Annotated in this window: 19 protein-coding genes; 8 read left to right on the plus strand and 11 right to left on the minus strand. The window is 63.3% G+C overall.

The genetic code is table 11. The annotated features are described in order from the left end of the window. Positions 1–17: 17 nt before the first annotated feature. The 6 genes from H4V99_RS11610 (at position 18) to H4V99_RS11635 (ending at position 5201) form a co-directional block, all read left to right on the plus strand. Entirely contained in the window at positions 18–749 is a 732-nt protein-coding gene (locus tag H4V99_RS11610) for a PspA/IM30 family protein (protein ID WP_280678435.1), read from the plus strand. 37 nt (positions 750–786) lie between these two features. Next, positions 787–1434 carry an NADPH-dependent F420 reductase gene (locus tag H4V99_RS11615; RefSeq protein ID WP_280678437.1) on the plus strand — a complete coding sequence of 216 codons (648 nt, stop codon included), beginning with the start codon at positions 787–789 and terminating at the stop codon, positions 1432–1434. A gap of 157 nt (positions 1435–1591) precedes the next feature. Then, a complete protein-coding gene (locus tag H4V99_RS11620; protein ID WP_280678439.1) occupies positions 1592–2368 on the plus strand; it encodes an arginase family protein in 777 nt (258 codons plus the stop codon). A 61-nt stretch (positions 2369–2429) separates the two neighbouring features. Further along, positions 2430–3224 (plus strand): crotonase/enoyl-CoA hydratase family protein, encoded by a 795-nt coding sequence (locus tag H4V99_RS11625; RefSeq protein ID WP_280678441.1) that lies wholly within the window; start codon positions 2430–2432, stop codon positions 3222–3224. An 83-nt stretch (positions 3225–3307) separates the two neighbouring features. Continuing rightward, positions 3308–4792: an NAD(P)/FAD-dependent oxidoreductase gene (locus H4V99_RS11630; protein WP_280678443.1), complete on the plus strand. Its 1485-nt coding sequence runs from the start codon at positions 3308–3310 to the stop codon at positions 4790–4792. Positions 4793–4841: 49 nt separating this feature from the next. Continuing rightward, positions 4842–5201: a Fe-S oxidoreductase gene (locus H4V99_RS11635; protein ID WP_280678444.1), complete on the plus strand. Its 360-nt coding sequence runs from the start codon at positions 4842–4844 to the stop codon at positions 5199–5201. Between the two features lie 108 nt (positions 5202–5309). Here the strand turns inward: H4V99_RS11635 and H4V99_RS11640 are convergent, their stop codons facing one another. From H4V99_RS11640 to H4V99_RS11665, 6 genes are all read right to left on the minus strand, one after another. Continuing rightward, positions 5310–5501, minus strand: coding sequence for a hypothetical protein (locus H4V99_RS11640; RefSeq protein ID WP_280678446.1), 192 nt, complete (start codon positions 5499–5501; stop codon positions 5310–5312). An 80-nt stretch (positions 5502–5581) separates the two neighbouring features. Further along, the gene (locus H4V99_RS11645) at positions 5582–6043 is read right to left on the minus strand and encodes a Fur family transcriptional regulator (protein WP_280678448.1); all 462 of its coding nucleotides are present in this window, start codon (positions 6041–6043) and stop codon (positions 5582–5584) included. Between the two features lie 71 nt (positions 6044–6114). After that, entirely contained in the window at positions 6115–6978 is an 864-nt protein-coding gene (locus tag H4V99_RS11650) for an ABC transporter permease subunit (RefSeq protein WP_280678450.1), read from the minus strand. Continuing rightward, the gene (locus tag H4V99_RS11655; RefSeq protein WP_280678452.1) at positions 6975–7778 is read right to left on the minus strand and encodes an ABC transporter permease subunit; all 804 of its coding nucleotides are present in this window, start codon (positions 7776–7778) and stop codon (positions 6975–6977) included. Before H4V99_RS11655 ends, H4V99_RS11650 begins: the two co-directional genes overlap by 4 nt. Then, on the minus strand, positions 7778–8599 hold the full coding sequence (locus H4V99_RS11660; RefSeq protein ID WP_280678454.1) for an ABC transporter ATP-binding protein: 822 nt from the start codon (positions 8597–8599) through the stop codon (positions 7778–7780). The genes H4V99_RS11655 and H4V99_RS11660 overlap by 1 nt, the downstream gene beginning before the upstream one ends. 124 nt (positions 8600–8723) lie before the next feature. Continuing rightward, the gene (locus tag H4V99_RS11665; RefSeq protein WP_280678456.1) at positions 8724–9812 is read right to left on the minus strand and encodes an ABC transporter substrate-binding protein; all 1089 of its coding nucleotides are present in this window, start codon (positions 9810–9812) and stop codon (positions 8724–8726) included. A gap of 269 nt (positions 9813–10081) precedes the next feature. Between H4V99_RS11665 and H4V99_RS11670 the strand changes: the two genes are divergently transcribed. After that, entirely contained in the window at positions 10082–11494 is a 1413-nt protein-coding gene (locus H4V99_RS11670) for an amidohydrolase family protein (protein ID WP_280678458.1), read from the plus strand. A gap of 31 nt (positions 11495–11525) precedes the next feature. Here H4V99_RS11670 and H4V99_RS11675 read toward each other — a convergent pair whose 3' ends face one another. Further along, complete coding sequence (locus tag H4V99_RS11675; protein ID WP_280678460.1) at positions 11526–12977, minus strand: amidase; 1452 nt, start codon at positions 12975–12977, stop codon at positions 11526–11528. A gap of 34 nt (positions 12978–13011) precedes the next feature. Between H4V99_RS11675 and H4V99_RS11680 the strand changes: the two genes are divergently transcribed. Beyond that, complete coding sequence (locus H4V99_RS11680) at positions 13012–13812, plus strand: SDR family oxidoreductase (protein ID WP_280678462.1); 801 nt, start codon at positions 13012–13014, stop codon at positions 13810–13812. 5 nt (positions 13813–13817) lie between these two features. Here H4V99_RS11680 and H4V99_RS11685 read toward each other — a convergent pair whose 3' ends face one another. The 4 genes from H4V99_RS11685 to H4V99_RS11700 all read right to left on the minus strand — a co-directional run bounded on the left by H4V99_RS11685 (position 13818) and on the right by H4V99_RS11700 (position 17200). After that, entirely contained in the window at positions 13818–14396 is a 579-nt protein-coding gene (locus H4V99_RS11685) for an N-acetyltransferase family protein (RefSeq protein ID WP_280678464.1), read from the minus strand. Positions 14397–14426: 30 nt separating this feature from the next. Continuing rightward, positions 14427–15128: a uracil-DNA glycosylase gene (locus H4V99_RS11690; RefSeq protein WP_280678466.1), complete on the minus strand. Its 702-nt coding sequence runs from the start codon at positions 15126–15128 to the stop codon at positions 14427–14429. Between the two features lie 8 nt (positions 15129–15136). Next, a complete protein-coding gene (locus tag H4V99_RS11695; RefSeq protein WP_280678468.1) occupies positions 15137–15856 on the minus strand; it encodes a Type 1 glutamine amidotransferase-like domain-containing protein in 720 nt (239 codons plus the stop codon). Between the two features lie 165 nt (positions 15857–16021). Further along, complete coding sequence (locus tag H4V99_RS11700) at positions 16022–17200, minus strand: bifunctional 2-methylcitrate synthase/citrate synthase (RefSeq protein WP_280678470.1); 1179 nt, start codon at positions 17198–17200, stop codon at positions 16022–16024. Positions 17201–17205: the final 5 nt, after the last annotated feature.

Raw genomic sequence — 17205 nt, forward strand, 5'->3', positions numbered from 1 at the left:
TTCGAAAGGACCACGACGTGGTGAAACAGTCCATCTTTGGCCGCATTTCTCAGCTCGCCAAGGCCAATATCAATTCCCTTCTGGACTCGGCCGAGGACCCAAAGCTCATGCTGGACCAGATGGTTCGAGACTTCACGAGCAGCATCACCGAGGCCGAAAGTGCGATCGCCGAAACCATCGGCAACCTCCGCCTCCTCGAAGACGACTACCGCGAAGATGTTGAAGCCGCGCGTGAGTGGGGTAACAAAGCTCTCGCCGCGAGCCGTAAGGCCGACCAGCTGCGCACCGCGGGCGACCCGGTGGGTGGCGACAAATTCGATAACCTCGCCAAAGTGGCTCTCGGCCGCCAGCTCTCAGCCGAGAAAGAGGCGAAGCAGGCCGAACCGCAGATCGAAGCCCAGACCGCCGTTGTCGAACAGCTGAAAAACGGCCTCAACGCCATGAAGGAGAAGCTCAAGCAGCTGGCCTCCAAGCGTGACGAGCTGGTGGCGAGGTCCAAGACTGCTGCCGCCCAGAAGCAGGTCATGGACGCCGTGAAGAGCATTGATCTGCTCGATCCGACCAGCGAGGTCAGCCGGTTCGAAGACAAGATCCGGCGCGAAGAGGCCCGTGTTCGCGGCGCGAGCGAACTCGCCGCATCAAGCCTGGATGCCCAGTTTGAGAGTCTCGAAGACCTCGGTGAGCTTTCCGAAGTGGATGCCCGTCTGGCCGCACTCAAATCCGGATCGAACACCGCCATCACAAGTTAGCCCACCAGCCCGGCCTGAATCGTGGTTGGATTCCACCATGACAACTGTGGGATTCATCGGGGCCGGGCAGATGGGGAGCCAGCTAGCTCGCCTTGCCGTTTTTAACGGATATAAAGTTATCGTGAGCAACTCACATGGCCCCGATAGCCTCGCTGACCTTGTCGCCGAACTCGGCTCAAACGCCCGTGCCGCGACACCCGCCGAAACCGGAACCGCGAGCGACATCGTGGTGGTCTCGGTTCCGCTGAGCGCAATCGCGTCGCTTCCCGTCGACGAACTCGCCGGAAAGATCGTGATTGACACCAATGATTATGAACCGGAGCGGGATGGCCACATTGCTCCCCTTGACACCGAGACGACCACGGTCTCGGAGCTCCTGCAATCACACCTCTCGGAATCTCGCGTCGTGAAGGCCTTCAATCATGTGCCGGCGGCTGATCTGACCACGGCTACTCGCCCCGTGGGATCCCCCGAGCGCAAAGCGATCATTGTGGCCGGACACGATCCGGCATCGCGGGAGGTTGTGGCCTCTCTCGTTGATGTTTTTGGTTACGACAGCATCGACATCGGTCCGCTCGAAGAGGGGTGGCGGATTCAGAGAGACACGCCGGGCCATGGGGCTCTCATGGATCTGTTCGATCTGCGAAACGCCCTCGTCACAGCCATTCGTTACCGCGACATGTAGGCACGACATGCACGTGCAACATGCACGGGACACACGTCACCACTTCGGGCATCTGGCCCGATCATTTCGCACCGGGTGAGCATCCGCGCCATACTGAGGTATGGCTCCCACATTCGTTGTAGTTCCACAATGGCAGGGTTCGGTTTCCCCACGCGCAATGCGCCTCGTTGACGGCGCTGCGGCGATTCAGGGTGACCTGCCCGCATCCGCCACACGCGAGGTTGATGTTCCCGTCGAAGCCGGTGATGGGCAAGACACCGGCATCCACCGTTTCTCTTCGGTACAAATTGTGCGCGAGCGACAGTCCTTGGCACTCCGTGCCACCTCGGACTGGGCACTCACCATCGGTGGCGACTGCGGGGTGTCGCTCGCTGCCGTGGAACACGCCAGTCATCAACATCCTCATGACGTCGCACTCCTTTGGTTCAGCGCACATCCCGAGTTGCACACCCCGGACACATCACCTTCGGGAGGCTTCTGTGGCATGGTGCTGCGGGCAATCGCAGGCGAGGGCCACCCGGACCTCAGTCTCGATGACTCGACGCGTATTCCCTTCGACCACATTGTGCTGGTGGGTGCACGCGATGCTGATATCGCCGAGTCCGACCTCATCGCCGAACGAAACATCACCCAGGTCGACGTGGAAGAGCTCGACACACCCGACGCCCTTCTGGCGGCCATCCAGGCCACCGGTGCGAGCACAATTTACGTGCACATCTCTCTCGACGTCTTAGATCCCTCAGCGCTCCTGGGCCTGGCCGATCTGGTTCCCTTCGGACTCAGCGTGCCCGCACTCACCAGCGCCATTACCGCGGTTCGAGCCGCCTTCCCGGTGGTGGGTGCGAGCATCGTGGGATTCTCCCCCGCCTCTCCGGCTGAAGCCAGCGACGACCTCCCGAGCATCCTGCGTGTCATCGGAGCGTTGACGCGCTAACGCGATGAGGTCTGCTCCGCAGCACTACCCAACGCACATCAAATCAGCCAATGGAGGCTTCGTGACCGAGACAACCCCGACCCGCGTCGTGACCGAGAGGCGTGGTCATGTTTTGCTGATCGGGTTCAACCGGCCAGAGAAAAGGAATGCCGCTGACTTCGCCCTTCTGCAGCAGCTGTCGCTCGCCTATGGCGAGCTAGATCGTGACCCTGACCTTCGGGTAGGACTGGTGCACGCCCTGGGTGATCACTTCACCGCCGGACTTGACCTGGCCGATGTGGGACCCCGCCTCGGCGCGCACGGACTCGACATGGTTCCCGAGGGCGGACTGAATCCCTGGCAGGTTGACGGCCAGTCTGTCTCCAAACCGGTTGTGATGGCCGTGCAGGGCACCTGCCTTACCCTCGGAATCGAACTCATCCTGGCAAGCGACATCGCCATCGCTGCCGAGTCAACCGTGTTCGGTCAGATCGAAGTCTCCAGGGGAATCCTGCCATTTGGTGGGGCCACCCTTCGCCTCCCCCGAACGGTGGGATGGGGCAATGCCATGCGCTGGCTACTCACCGGCGACATGTTCAACGCCGCGGAAGCCCTGCGGATTGGACTGGTACAAGAAATTGTTCCCGACGGCACCCAGTTCGAGCGAGCTCTCGCCCTGGCCGAACGCATCGCAGCCCAAGCACCGCTGGCCGTGCAGGCTACCCTCGCCAACGCGCGCACCGCAGTGCGTGACGGAGATGCCGCCGCAGAAGCCGATCTGCAGCCCGAACTCGCCCGACTGGCAGCCACAACGGATGCGCGAGTAGGGATGGAGTCCTTTCTCTCGCGCGTGCCGGCGGTGTTTCAGGGGCGTTGATTCCCTGCGGTGACCCACTCGCTGACACGTAGACTCGTATATATCGGTAGGTTATGCCGGTTCCGCCAGGACTTTGGAGACGCATGGTGCCCTCATCCACCTCAGCCACGTACGACGTCATTGTGATCGGTGGCGGTGCGGTCGGAGAAAATGTCGCTGACCGCACGAGTCAGGGTGGGCTCCGCACCGTCATCGTGGAAAGCGCCCTCGTGGGCGGGGAATGCTCCTACTGGGCCTGCATGCCGTCAAAATCACTTCTTCGCAGTGCAGCGGCCGTCGCCGCTGCCCGACGCGTAGCCGGAGCCGCGGAACGGGTGAGCGCACCCACCCCGGGTTCCACCGCCACCGTTGACGTGGCAGCGACTTTGAGCCGCCGTGACAGGATCGCGAGCAACTGGTCCGACGCGGGTCAAGCGAGATGGCTCGACAGTGCGGGTATCGCCCTCGTGCGCGGTCATGGGCGACTCAGTGGAGTTCGAGAGGTCACCGTCACAGCCGCGGATGGTTCCGAAACCGTGCTGACCGCCACGCATGCCGTCGTGCTCAGCACGGGATCTGCCGCGCTGCTACCCGACGTTCCCGGACTGATCGACGTGGCACCGTGGACCAGCCGGGAAGCGACATCCGTTCAGACCGTGCCACAGCGCCTCGCGATCCTTGGCGGCGGCACGGTGGGGGCTGAGATGGCAACGGCATTCCTCGCCCTCGGGTCCGAGGTCACCGTGATCGCGCGCAGCACGCTGCTGGGTGGCCAGGAGCCCTTCGCTGGCACCCTCGTGGCCAGTGCTCTGGAACACAGCGGAGCCACGGTGCTGATGGGCGTCACGACAACGTCGGTTCGCCGTACCGACGCCGGTGACGTGGAGCTCACCCTCGACAGTGGCGACACCGTCACGGCAACCGAGGTGCTTGTTGCCGCCGGCCGAACGCCCGTGACCGCCGACCTTGGTCTGCCGCTGGTGGGGTTGGAGCCGGGTGACTGGTTGCGGGTGGACGACACCATGCTCGTGCAGGGCGATTCACCGGCCCTTGCCGGCGACTGGCTCTACGCCACGGGTGACGTCAACCGCCGCGCCCTCCTCACCCATCAGGGAAAGTATCAGGCGCGAGCCGCCGGAGACGTCATTGTGGCACGAGCCGCCGGAGAGAGTATCGACGACGCTCCCTGGGGCACCCACGTGGCCACCGCCGACCATGCCGCTGTGCCTCAGGTGACATTCACCGACCCCGAAGTTGCCTCGGTCGGACTGACTGCCGCTGCAGCTGTGAAGGCCGGGTACCGGGTACGAATTCTTGACCATAATCTGGCAGCACTGGGCGGCGCGAGCACCCTCTCCGACAGTTACGTGGGCAAGGCTCGAATCATCGTTGACCTCGATCGCGAGGTGATCATTGGCGCCACGTTCGTGGGACAGGATGTCGCTGAACTGTTGCACTCTGCCACAATCGCTCTCGTCGGGGAAGTACCGATCAGGCGGCTCTGGCATGCCGTGCCGAGCTACCCCACGCTCAGCGAGGTGTGGCTGCGACTTCTGGAGGCCTACGGGCGTCCCGGTCATGAGTCCTAGGAATAACACCTAGGTAAGAACACCAGGGGAACGGGATACGTTAGTAGGCATGCGCAGCATACTGTTCGACTCCGTACTCAGCCGTGCCGGCTATTTATACGCCACTCTTGTGGGCACGGTGTGGGGTTCCCTGTGGAGCACGGGCCGAGTTGAGCGTCGAGGCGGACTGCTCGTTTTTCGCGGCATGCCTAACTGGACCTTCGGTCGCGGCGGCTCCTGCGTAGGTGGTTGCTATCTCACCAACCAGAACGTGTCAACAAATGTGCTCGAGCATGAGGCTGTTCACAAGCGCCAGTGGCAGCGTTACGGCATGGTTTTTCCCCTGCTGTACGCTATCGCCGGTCGTAACCCATTGAAGAACCGGTTTGAGATCGAAGCCGGTCTCGACAAGGGCGGCTACCTCCGCTGACCAACACGGTCGGCGCAGCGAAAGGCCCCGGCCCAGCGCAGTAACGCGCTGAATCGGGGCTTCAGTCTTGCTCGCCGCACATGGTCTGCGTCGATGACTGGTGTGGTGTTACCGGCTGACGTAGCTGCCAACACTGTGGCGTGCGACGCCACTGACGTAGCCACCGATGCCGCGATTGGCGACACCGCTGACGAAGCCGGTGGGTGTCGGTGCACCGGAACCCGTGGTGACGTAGCCACTGGACTCCAGTGAGCGGGTGATGCGAGCGGTGCTGCGGGTGGGGGTGATTTCGGAATACATGGAGCTCCTGTCAGGTGATGCTACTTAGACGCTGAGCTTCATTGGACGCGTTCTGGGGGGATTGTTGAGTAGTGAAAGTCTTAGGCCAGCGCAGCGATGTGCGCCTGGCAGGAGGGACATAGTCCCCAATACGTAACCTCGGCCGCCTGCACGGTGAATCCGGCATTATCGGTTGGCAGGAGACAGGGTGCCGACCCGACCGCACAGTCCACGTCGTGCACCGCGCTGCACCGCGTGCACACAATGTGGTGGTGATTATCACCAACGCGACGCTCGAACAGGGCAGCAGAGCCAGCCGGCTCGATCTTGCGCACCAGACCGGAGTCCGTGAACGCGGAGAGCACACCGTACACGGCTTGACGACTGGTGAGCGGCAGTTCGATACTCACTGCGGCGAAGAGGTGGTCCGCACTGGAGTGCGGGGCCACCGTCAGCGCGCGCATGACCGCGAGTCTGGGTTCAGTCACCTTGAGACCCACAGAACGGATGCTGCCGGCCATTGATGTGGCCGTCTCTGCTTCCGGGAACTCTGCGTATGTCATATCTAGATAGTAGCAGTTGTTTTGACAAGATCAAAATACGGTCACGTGACCGTCGGGTGTCGACCCGCGGATCAGCCGCCTGCGCTCTGCCCCATACCCATTCGTCGGAGGACGAGACTCTCGGCAAATTGCGCCAGACCGTAGAGAATGATCGACACCATGGTGATCACAACCACCGACGACCACACCTCGAAATTCTTCACCTGCGCGACCGCCACGACGATACCGTGGCCCAGACCCTCACCAGTGGCAAGCCACTCGGCGAGCAGCGCCCCGGTGATCGCGCCCGGAATGGATATCTTGATGGCCGCAAAGAACGACGGGAGCGAACTGGGCAGCGCTACCTTGCGCAGAGCGGTGAAGGGAGTTCCACCGTAAACCGCAATGACGTCGCTGATCTGAGGAGCAGCCGACCGCAGACCGAAGGCGATATTGACCAGCGCGGGGAAGAGCACCACGATGGCTCCGGTAACCACGGCAATGCTCGGACCACGACCCGTGATGAGAATCAGAACCGGAACGAAGGCCACCAGTGGAACGCTGCGCAGCAGAAGGGCAATCGGCATGAGGGCGTGCTCAATGCCACGCGACAGCGTGAAGAGTGTGGCGAGAACCAGAGCAAGGAGCATTCCGGCCACAAACCCGAGGAAGGCATCCGTCAGAGTGATTCCGAGGTTGGTGAGAATCAGGGCCCGGTTCTCGGCCGCCGCCGGAACCGTGAACAACCAGTTGACGACATCCAGCGGTCCTTTGGCAATGAACGGCGAGACCCCCAGCAGAAGAATAAGGCCCTGCCAGGCCACGAGCACGATCACCAGGGTGAGAGCACCGGTACCGAGCGCACGGGCAATGTAGGCACCAATACCGCGAGCCGTGTCGCCGGCGCTGACGGTGACCGAAGCCGGCTGGTTGCCCGAGAGGGTGGGTGTACTCATGAGCGAGTCCGTCCGGTGGCCCACGGTGTGGACAGGTGAGAAAGCAGGGCAAACATCAGATAGCCGATGCCGGCGAGCAGCCCAGCAACAAGCGCCAGACTCCACACCCGCTCAACGTTGGCGGCGCTCCCGGCAGCCAGCATGGCCACCCCGAGACCTCGCTCGGCTCCACCGAGGTATTCTCCGAGGATGGCACCCAGCAGCGCGGCCGGGGCTGCAATCTGCAGCGCGTTCAGCACGCTCGGCAGTCCGGCAATGAGCCGAACCTTGCGTAACTGCGTGAACCGGTTGCCGCCGTAGACCCGCACCAGGTCAAGGCTCGACTGGTCAGCGGCTTTGAGGCCAACCAGCGAACCAACAACTGTGGTGAAGAACACCGACAGGGCAGCAAGAAAAATGGCGGTGCCGGACGGATCACCGCGGGGTGGGCCAATGACAATGTACGCGATCGGCCCTATGGCCACGATCGGCACACAGTAGGTAATGACCGCGATTTGTAGCGCGATCTTCTCGATTCTCGGCACCACCAATACCAGCCCGGCCAGCACGAGGGCCAGTCCGTTACCCCAGAGAAAGCCGATGGCAGCTTCCGTGATTGTCATGGTGATATGGGTCCAGTAGAAGCCTGGGCCGTCGACGACGAACTGCACGATCACATCCGCCGGCGTGGGGATAGCGCCACCTGGCACGGAGCCGGCGTTCTGAAAGATTGTCAGCGCACCGATCCACCAGAGGGTGATGACCGCGACAACGCCGAGGATGCCGGTGGCCCAACCCGGAAGCCGCCGACGAAGCGGCATCACTCCGCCCCGGCGATGGCGGGGGTATCCGCACCGAAGAGCAGCTCCGACGCGCGGTCATGGAGCGCATGAAACTCCGGGGTGCGCATCATTTCGGGCAGGCGCGGACGGGGCAAATCAATGTCAATGACTTCCTTCACTCGACCGGGCCGAGGACTCATCACGGCCACCTGATCGGAGAGAAAGATGGCTTCGGAGATGCCGTGCGTCACCATGAGGGTCGTCGCGGGCTTCTGGGTCCAGATACGCAGCAGCTCGATATTAAGGCGTTGGCGGGTCATGTCGTCGAGGGCGCCGAACGGTTCGTCGAGGAGCAGCACCGAGGGCTTGAGCACGAGCGAACGGGCAATGGACACGCGCTGGCGCATGCCACCCGACAGCTCTGCCGGTTTGGCTTTCTCGAAGCCCTCGAGACCAACGAGCGCAATCAGCTCCGTGACATAGTCCTCGTCCACCGGCAGACGCGCCACTTCGAAGGGCAGCTTGATGTTGCTCCGCACACTGCGCCACGGCAGCAGAGCAGCGTCCTGAAACGCGATTCCGAGTTCGTGACCGGCACGCAGTTGGGCTGGACTCTTGCCATCCACCCGAGTGGCCCCGCTGGTGGCTGTCTCCAACCCCGCCAGAATGCGGAGGATGGTGGATTTACCGCAACCGGATGGACCCAGGAGGGAAAGAAAACTTCCCTTCTCGGTGTGCAGGTTCGCGTTCTCGAGCGCCACGATCTCCCGGCGTCCCACCGTGAAAGTCTTGTGCAGCTCGGAAATGTGCAGTCCGGTGCCGGAAATAAGGCCGGGAAGACCGGATTCGATCGTGCTCACGTTGTGCATTCCTTAATGGGCGTCGTCGACAACCGCGGATTCGGTGTGCCCGCCGCACGCCTCGAGGTGGCGACTGCGGCGGTCACACCGAACGATGGAGTGACGTGCGAGGTGGTGCGGGTACTTACTTGGTGTACGCAATCAGGTCGGGATTTTCCTGATAGACCTCGTCCAGCAGCGTCATGTCAAAGAGAGCTGCGGCATCAATGTCGATGCCGGCGGCCTTCAGGGTGGCGATGGACTGCTTCTGGAGGTCAGCACTAATGCTGAAGAGACCATTCGCCAGCGTGTCGGCGCTCACGATCAGATCGGCGGACTGGATTTCCGCCTGACGTGTTTCCTTCTCAATATTCAAGCCCAGATCCTTGCCGTAGGAGTTGACGGTGAGGGTTGCTGCGGCTGTGGGGTCGTTGATTGCATCGGTCCAGCCCCTGATCTCCGCAACGAGCAGAGCCTTGAGCTTTTCACGATCATTCGCGATGGCATCATCGGACACGGTGAGCGTCTCAGCAACGAACGGCAGCCCGTTATCGGCCAGGGGCAGGTTGACCGGGTCGAGGCCAGCCAGCTCCGCGTCGATGCTCTCATTGGTGAGGTACGCGAACCAGCCATCGACTTCGCCGTTGAAAAGCGGTGTCGGGTCGTATTCGACCGGAACCACGGTGATCGTCGAGGGGTCGATTTTGTTCACCGCAAGGAAGGCATCCCACAGGCTCTGATTGCTCGCCTGCACGCCAATCGTTTTCCCGGCGAGGTCGTCGAGCGTGGCAATGTTGCCCACTGCCTTCAGCGACAGAATCGTGAACGGGTTCTTCTGATAGGTGGCGCCGATAATCTTCAGCGGGGCGCCCTCCTGGGCAATGGCGGTTCCCGTGGAAATCGCGTTTCCGATACCCATGTCCACGTTGCCGGAGACGACGCCCGCTTCGGCAGAAGCGGGACCGGGAATGAGGTCAACGGAGTCGAAGCCCGCTGCGGTGAAGTAGCCGGCATCGTCGGCGACGAACTCGCCCATGAACTCGGCGTTCTTGATCCAGGACAGCTGAATACTGGCATCACCGAAGGACGCGCCCCCGGCGGAATCCGTTGTGACCGATTCGGTGGTGCCGGCACAGGCTGTCAAAAGCACAGTGAGGGCGGCAGCGGTGGCGACCCCGGTAGTCAGGCGCTTCAGGGAGCGACGGGAAAACGGAGACAGTGGGGATGGCGTCATGACGCTGTTCCTCTCGGTGGTGCTCGGGGCATCCGCTGTGACAAAAAGGGTTCGGATAATCCGAACGATAAGTGCAGGGTGTGACGTGTCGATGACCGAAATGTTTCCGGCACGTTACAGGGCGCGTCCGGCTCGAAACCGCGCGATTGTGCCTCCACCGATTACGACGTTAGCGCATGCTAATCTTCCGATGGTCCGGCCATTTCGGCACGCATCTGGCCACGTAGTGGCACGTGCACCGAGCCGCGACGATCAGCAAGGAGAACCCCATGCAGGACCTCGGTCATGTCTACCTCGGCCACGTTTTCCACGTGAGCGGCGCCCCTAGTCTGGCCGAAGCACCGGCCCACCTCGTGTCGCTGCCCCAGGGAGCGCTCGTCACCACCGCTCAGGGAACCATAGCGTGGGTCGGCCGGGCCGCGGATCTGCCCACCGATTTTGTGTCCCTTCCCGTGACCGACACTCGGGGCGGGTTTATCCTTCCCGGGTTCGTCGACACCCACATTCATTTTCCACAGACCTACTCCACGGATGCCTCCGGCGGCGGCCAGTTGCTCGAGTGGCTCGACAATTGCGTTTTTCCGGCCGAGACCCGGCTGCAGAACGAGGAATTTGCGATAGCAATCGCGCGAGAATTCACCCGGCGCCGAGTGATGGCGGGAACCACGAGCGCCCTCGTTTTCGGATCCGCCTTTCCCGGAGCCCAGGATGCCCTCTTTGCCGAGTCGGAACGCGCTGGCCTGCGTCTCGTCAGCGGCCGTGGCATTCAGACCGTCGGCCCCGACTCGGCCCGCGCTCTGCTCACGTCGGAGGGCACGGCCATCGATCTGGTGCAGGAGGAGATCTCCCGGTGGCATGCCCACGACACCGGTGATTCCCGAACGGCGCTGCTGCAGGTTGCCATCGTGCCGCGGTTTAGCCTCTCGGTCACGACGAAGACGCTCACGGCATTGGGTGAGCTCTACGACGAGGTTCGCGGAGACGGCGTGTACTTTCACAGCCATCTGAATGAGGACAACAGGGCCGGGACAGGCGAGATCGATGTGGTCAAGTCGATGTATCAGGTTGAGCACTACCTCGACACCTATGATGGCCGTTTTCTGCCGGGGTCTGCCATGGGCGGGTCGAGTCTGCTGGGCCGCCGCAGCATCCTCGCCCACGCGGTGCACTGCGCCGATGACGAGCTGATGCGCCTCGCCGAGACCGGAAGTTCGATTGCGCACTGCCCCACCTCGCAGCAGTTCCTCGGTTCCGGAACGATGCCGTGGACGCGCACCACCAACTTCGGGGTGAACGTGGCGCTCGGCTCCGATGTTGGTGCCGGTGACGAATGGCTGATGAGCCGGGTACTCAACGACGCGTTCAAGGTTCACCGGTCAGAACCCGGCGACCAGGGCCTGTCCCTCAGCCCGGCAGCACTGCTGTTCACCGCCACCCTCGCCGGTGCGCGAGCACTCGATATGGAAGAGCGCTACGGTAACCTCGACGTGGGCAAGGACGCCGATTTTCTGCTCATTGATCCCGACAAGTGGGAGCCGCTCGCCTCGGTACTGGCCCACGGCATCCGCGCCGACGATGCGGCGACAGCAACCGACCAGACACTCTTCGCTCTTCTGATGGCGCTCCGCGAACCAGCGATAATCGGTGTCTTCGTTCGCGGTCGCCGCGTAAGCACGCCGTGACCGCCGCCAAGTCTTTACTCGGTGTCGTTCATCACTCGGTGTCGTTCACCGCGAAACCAGGTTCGGGCGGCACACGATCCTGCCAGCGGAATCGTCGTTCCAACTGCGCACCCAGAGCGAAGAGCGTGGCCTCGCCACCGGGACGACCAATGAGTTGCACGCCCATCGGCAGGCCGTCGACGGTCTCCGCCACGGGCAACACAATCGCCGGCAGCCCACTCACATTAACCATCGACGTGAACGGCGTGTACTGCACCTGCTGGGCAAAGTTTTTTTCGCCGTCCTCGGCGTCGTACCAGCCCACGGGGCGCGGCGTGAGGGCCATGGCCGGGGTGAGTACCGCGTCGAAGAGCGACAGCTGCCGATTGAAGGAGCGCTCGAAAGCACTGAGCGCCGCCAGCGCCTCCGCCAGGTCGCGCGCCGACAGTGCGCGCCCACGGTGCATGAGCCAGCGCGTGAGCGGATCGAGTAGCTCTTCCTGCTCCGCGCCTTCGGCCGGAATACTCGCCGCCCCCGCCTGCCAAATGGTGCGAAAGGCTGGCACGTAGCTGGGGTCTGGATCAAGCGCCAGGCTGTCCATGCCGTGACCGAGCAGATCCAGTTCACGCCGCGCTGCATCCAGCGCCATGAGGGCCTCCGGGGCGAGCTCAATGTCATAGTCGTTGTCCCACGCCGACGTGGTCATCACGCCCAGCTGAAAACGGCCCTCACCGTGAATCGCGTGGGTGAGTAGCGGACCATCATTGCCCGGGGCACGAAGCGCAAAATGGTGGTCAGGGCGATTTCCGGTGGGCCTGACCATCGCGTCCAAGAGCAGCGCGGCATCCGCTACCGTGCGAGCGAGCGGCCCGGCAACCGGAAGCCCGGCCAGCTTATCGATACCGGATGCCGCCGGCACGAGTCCGCGGGACGGCTTGACACCCACGAGACCGCACGCTGCGGCCGGGATGCGGACCGAACCTCCGCCGTCAGAACCGGGAGCGAACGGCAGCAGACGTGCGGATACGGCCGCCGCTGCGCCACCACTGGAACCGCCGGCACCCCGCTGGAGATTCCACGGGTTCCGGGCCGGCGGACCGGCGAGCCCCTCGGTGTAGGACGGAAGTCCGAACTCGGGGGTACTCGTTTTGCCGAGACTGACCCCGCCGGCTTCATCGAGTGCGATGACGAGATCATCGGATTCCTCCGGCACAAAGTCTCGCATCAGCCTCGAACCGAACTTGGCCGGCACACCCGCACGCAGCTGCAGATCCTTATCAGCGAAGGGCAGGCCCCACAGCGGCGCCGTCCGCGGCACACTCTGTTCCACGAAACGCGCCCTCAGCCGGGCGCGTTCCGCCGTGACGGTGACGAACGCACCGAGAGCGGCATTGCGCGTCTCGATTCTGCCCAGGTAGTGTTCCGTGAGTTCAGACGGGCTCAGTTCGTCACTCTGCAGCGCCTGCCACTGCTCGAGTGCGGTCAATTCATGCGGTTCAGCCATGCTCTGAGCCTAGCTTTGCGAGTAGCTTTGGTGCATGTCACGCGCACTGTATAATCCCAGAGGAACCACAGCAGTGATCACCGGCGCCTCCAGCGGCCTCGGAGTGGGCTACGCTCACGAACTTGCCCGGCGCGGCGCAGACCTGGTGCTCGTGGCACGGCGTCAGGAACGCCTCGAAGCCCTCGCTGTCGACCTGGCGGAGAGGTTCGGCACGGTCTCCACCGTCATTCCGCTGGACCTCACGGCACCGGACGCCGTCGCCGAACTTGTTGCCGACCTCACGAGTCGCAGTATTCCGGTGGGGACTCTGATCAACAACGCGGGCTTCGGGACCATCGGCGACTTTGTCGACACAGACCCGGAACGTCAGGTGGCACAGCTCCGACTCAACGTGCTCGCTCTCACGGAGCTGACGCACGCCCTGCTCCCCGGCCTCATCGCCACGGCTACGCGGCAGTCTGGCGCGGCAGCCCTCGTGAATCTGGCGAGCACGGCGGCTTTTCAGCCCGTTCCACACATGTCGGTCTATGCCGCGAGCAAAGCCTATGTTTTGAGCTTCACAGAATCAGTGTGGTTCGAGACGCGTCCCACCGGACTCAAGGTGCTGGCCGTGTGCCCCGGGTTCGTTCACACGGAATTCGCGGCGGTGGCCGGGAGTACCGTACCCAAGCGCGCCCTCACCGTGGAGCGCGTTATTTCGAGTACGAGCGCGGCACTGGACCGCCCGCGAACTCCTCCGAAGCTGATCGTGGGCTCGCGCAACACCGTGCTCGCCGGTGCCGCGGTGATCGCACCGATCAGGGTTGTGCTCACGGCGGCGAGTCGCCGCCACTGAACGGACTACTTCAGGCTTTTTTGGAGCAGCACGGTTCCGAGCCAGCGCTCGAATTTGAAGCCCACCTTGCCCATGCGCCCAATTTCTTCGAAGCCAAAGTCCGTGTGCAACTTGATCGACGCATCCGCTCCCTGATCAGCAATCACCGCGATGATCTCTTTGAGACCCGCCGCCTTCGACCGAGCAATCAGTTCGGCAAGCAGCTGGCGCCCCAAGCCCTTGCCGGTGGATGCCGCACCGAGGTAGATGGAGTTCTCCACGGTAAACCGGTAGGCCCGTTTTTGCTTCCACGGTGCCACCAGGGCGTAGCCAAGGATCTGACCAGCCGGTGCTTCTGCCACGATGAAGGGCAAACCGAGCTTGCTCAGATAGTAGAACTTGTCTCGCCACTCCGGCAGCGTCATGGCATCTTCGTCGAAGGTCACCGTGCTGTTGGCCACGTAGTAGTTGTAGATCTCGCGAATATTGGGCAGGTCAGTGACGCGAGCCTCACGCATTGTGTACGAGAACGGATTCTCGGTCGGAGCCTCGGGTCTCAGATGCCGGGGCAGCCGTCTCCGCTGCTCATATTCTTCCTCCAGCACCGCGCACGTCCTTTCACGTTCTCATCCAGATTACCCGAGCGTCCAATCCACCGGCACCGCACCCTGGCTGCGAAGCAGCTCATTGGCCCGGGTGAAGGGTCGAGAACCGAAGAAACCTCGCCGCGCCGAGAGCGGACTCGGGTGCGGTGACTCGATAACGGGGGTCTCACCCAGAAGAGGCCGCAGCGACGCCGCGTCTTTGCCCCACAGAATCGCGACGAGAGGACGCTTGCGGGCAACGAGTGCTCGAATGGCCTGCTCCGTCACGGCTTCCCAGCCGTGACGCCGGTGGGAACCGGCCTGGGAGGCCTGCACCGTGAGCACTCGGTTGAGCAGCAGCACGCCGGAACGCGACCAGGCACTCAGATCCCCGTGCGCCGGCGGCACCACGCCGAGGTCGCTGCGCAACTCCTGATACACGTTGCCGAGGCTGCGGGGCACCGGGCGAACCTCGGGGTCAACAGCAAAAGCAAGCCCAATCGCGTGCCCCGGAGTGGGATACGGATCCTGACCCACGATGAGAACGCGCACGGAATCGAAGGGCTCGCGAAATGCTCGCAAAACGTTCTGCGCGTCGGGTAACCATGGTCGACCCGAGGCGGTTTCGGCGTTGAGAAAGCTTTCTATGTGCAGAAGCTCCGGGGCCACAGGGGCAAGGGCGTGCGCCCACCCCGAATCGATGGTTGTGAGCCCCAGAAAGGAGGAAGAACCGGGCTCGGTCTGTTCAGGCATTTCCGAGCTCAGGCACCGAACGTGCTCACGAGCACGCCGCCGTCGGCCTGGCTCACTCGCCAGACGCTGCCCGCACCGGCCACACTGAGCGCGCCCTCCCCCACGCTGAGGGCGGTGTTCTCGTCAATCGCCAGCCCACCCTCAATGAGGCCGGCCTCGGTCGCTGCGATCAATCGCGACAGCGTGCCCCACTGGGCGGCATGCACATCGACACTCACGTCGAGCAGCCCGATGCCCTGGTCGATCGTGATCTCGTCGAGGTTCTCTGCCGCACTCTGCGGACTCACCTCGACTCCGCCGATGCGCCAACCGCCCACAATGGCCCGTTCCGCGGCGATCATGGCACCGGCCGAGAAGCCGAGGTAGGGGATGCCAGCCGAAACCTGGCGTCGGATCTCCCCCGCAATGGGCAGAACGGCCCGGAGGTATGCGGGAGTGGCACCGCCACCGATGACGATACCGTCGACATCCGCTACCGACATGTTGGTGGTGAGACCGTTCGGCTCCAGTGCCGTGATGTGGGGCTCGAACGGTCCCGATGCCACGAGCGCTGCCGTCAGCGACGCCGCGTGCTCGGCGGCATCGCCGGCGCCCACGGTGACGATGGCAATGCGCGGTTCGGTGCGACCGGCTGCTGCGGCGCGTGCCGTTGCTTCAAGAAAAAATGGTCCGTAAACGCTCACGTCGTGCTCCGCGGCACGACCACCACCCACGAGGTGCACGCTCATGCGGGCACCCCGGCGGTCTGAGCTTCGGCAGCGCGGGCAGGGTATGAGCGGACAGGGTGTGAGCGGGCAGGGTACGGGCCGACGAGGCACGTCACGGCATCAGAAGTCATGCCCTGATTTTAGTTCATGCCCCGCAGCCCCACCCCGCCAGAACGACCGGCCCGATCAGGCCGAGTGCGCGGCTCCCGGCACGTGGCGCTCCTCGGGACCGTTGTATAGCGACAACGGACGAATAAGCGCGTTTGCCCCGCGCTGCTCGATGATGTGCGCACTCCAGCCGGTGACCCGGGCCGCGACAAACAGGGGTGTGAAGCTCAGGGTATCGAAGCCCATCAGGTGATAGGCCGGCCCGGATGGATAGTCCAGGTTCGGGAGAATCGCCTTCTTGGACGTCATGGCTGCCTCCAGAGACTCGTACATCTCCAGCATCTCGGGCGCGTCGTAGTGCTCAATGAGCGTCAGCAGGGCCGCGCGCATGGTGGGCACCCGTGAGTCACCGCTCTTGTAGACCCGGTGGCCGAAGCCCATGATCTTGCGCTTGTCGACAAGAGCCTGGTCCAGCCAGGCTGTGGCCCGGTCACCGGCACCAGCACCCAGCCCGATCTCGGTGAACGTGTGCATCACAGCCTCGTTCGCTCCGCCGTGCAGGGCACCCTTGAGTGCACCAATGGCGCCCGTGACGGCCGAGTAGTAGTCCGCGAGCGTGGACGTGATGACCCGCGCTGTGAAGGTCGACGCGTTGAACGAGTGCTCCGCATACAGGATCATCGACACGTCGAAAGCGTCGACGACCACGAGCTCCGGCACCGAGCCGAAAGTCATGTGCAAAAAATTAGCTGAGTAACCGAGATCGTTCCTCGGCTCCACCAGGTCGAGTCCGTGACGCCGGCGCTGGTCGTAGGAAACGATAGCGGGCAACTGAGCGAAGAGGCGCAGCGCCTTAGCAAGATCAGCGTCGGGCGAATCGTCACCGGTGTGCGGATCGCTCGCACCGATGACGCTGACCGCTGTGCGCACGACATCCATCGGGTGCGCGGTGAGGGGCAGCTCATCGATCACCCGTCGAACCGCGGGGTCCAACGCACGGAGAGCACGTTCGGCGGTTTCGAAGTCGGCCAGTTGAGTCTCCGTGGGAAGCTCTCCGTGCCACAGGAGGTACGCAACCTCTTCAAAGTTACAGCGCGCCGCGAGCTCCTGCACCGGGTAGCCACGGTAGAGCAGAGAGTTGGTGTCGGGGTTGACCTTGGAGATTGCGGTGGTGTCAACAACGACCCCGGCAAGTCCTTTGAAGATCGTGGGTCCGGCGCCCGAAGCACCGGTTGTGTTCGGCTGTGTCATCGTCATGTCGC

This window comes from Cryobacterium sp. CG_9.6 (assembly GCF_029893365.1).
Classification (GTDB): Bacteria; Actinomycetota; Actinomycetes; order Actinomycetales; family Microbacteriaceae; genus Cryobacterium.

Bases quoted from the DNA above. Each gene is read 5' to 3' on its own strand.
- H4V99_RS11615 (WP_280678437.1), top strand. From the start codon at position 787: ATGACAACTGTGGGATTCATCGGGGCCGGGCAGATGGGGAGCCAGCTA.
- H4V99_RS11620 (WP_280678439.1), top strand. From the start codon at position 1,592: ATGCGCCTCGTTGACGGCGCTGCGGCGATTCAGGGTGACCTGCCCGCA.
- H4V99_RS11630 (WP_280678443.1), top strand. From the start codon at position 3,308: ATGGTGCCCTCATCCACCTCAGCCACGTACGACGTCATTGTGATCGGT.
- H4V99_RS11635 (WP_280678444.1), top strand. From the start codon at position 4,842: ATGCGCAGCATACTGTTCGACTCCGTACTCAGCCGTGCCGGCTATTTA.
- H4V99_RS11640 (WP_280678446.1), bottom strand. From the start codon at position 5,501: ATGTATTCCGAAATCACCCCCACCCGCAGCACCGCTCGCATCACCCGC.
- H4V99_RS11645 (WP_280678448.1), bottom strand. From the start codon at position 6,043: ATGACATACGCAGAGTTCCCGGAAGCAGAGACGGCCACATCAATGGCC.
- H4V99_RS11650 (WP_280678450.1), bottom strand. From the start codon at position 6,978: ATGAGTACACCCACCCTCTCGGGCAACCAGCCGGCTTCGGTCACCGTC.
- H4V99_RS11655 (WP_280678452.1), bottom strand. From the start codon at position 7,778: ATGCCGCTTCGTCGGCGGCTTCCGGGTTGGGCCACCGGCATCCTCGGC.
- H4V99_RS11665 (WP_280678456.1), bottom strand. From the start codon at position 9,812: ATGACGCCATCCCCACTGTCTCCGTTTTCCCGTCGCTCCCTGAAGCGC.
- H4V99_RS11670 (WP_280678458.1), top strand. From the start codon at position 10,082: ATGCAGGACCTCGGTCATGTCTACCTCGGCCACGTTTTCCACGTGAGC.
- H4V99_RS11675 (WP_280678460.1), bottom strand. From the start codon at position 12,977: ATGGCTGAACCGCATGAATTGACCGCACTCGAGCAGTGGCAGGCGCTG.
- H4V99_RS11680 (WP_280678462.1), top strand. From the start codon at position 13,012: ATGTCACGCGCACTGTATAATCCCAGAGGAACCACAGCAGTGATCACC.
- H4V99_RS11690 (WP_280678466.1), bottom strand. From the start codon at position 15,128: ATGCCTGAACAGACCGAGCCCGGTTCTTCCTCCTTTCTGGGGCTCACA.
- H4V99_RS11695 (WP_280678468.1), bottom strand. From the start codon at position 15,856: ATGAGCGTGCACCTCGTGGGTGGTGGTCGTGCCGCGGAGCACGACGTG.
- H4V99_RS11700 (WP_280678470.1), bottom strand. From the start codon at position 17,200: ATGACGATGACACAGCCGAACACAACCGGTGCTTCGGGCGCCGGACCC.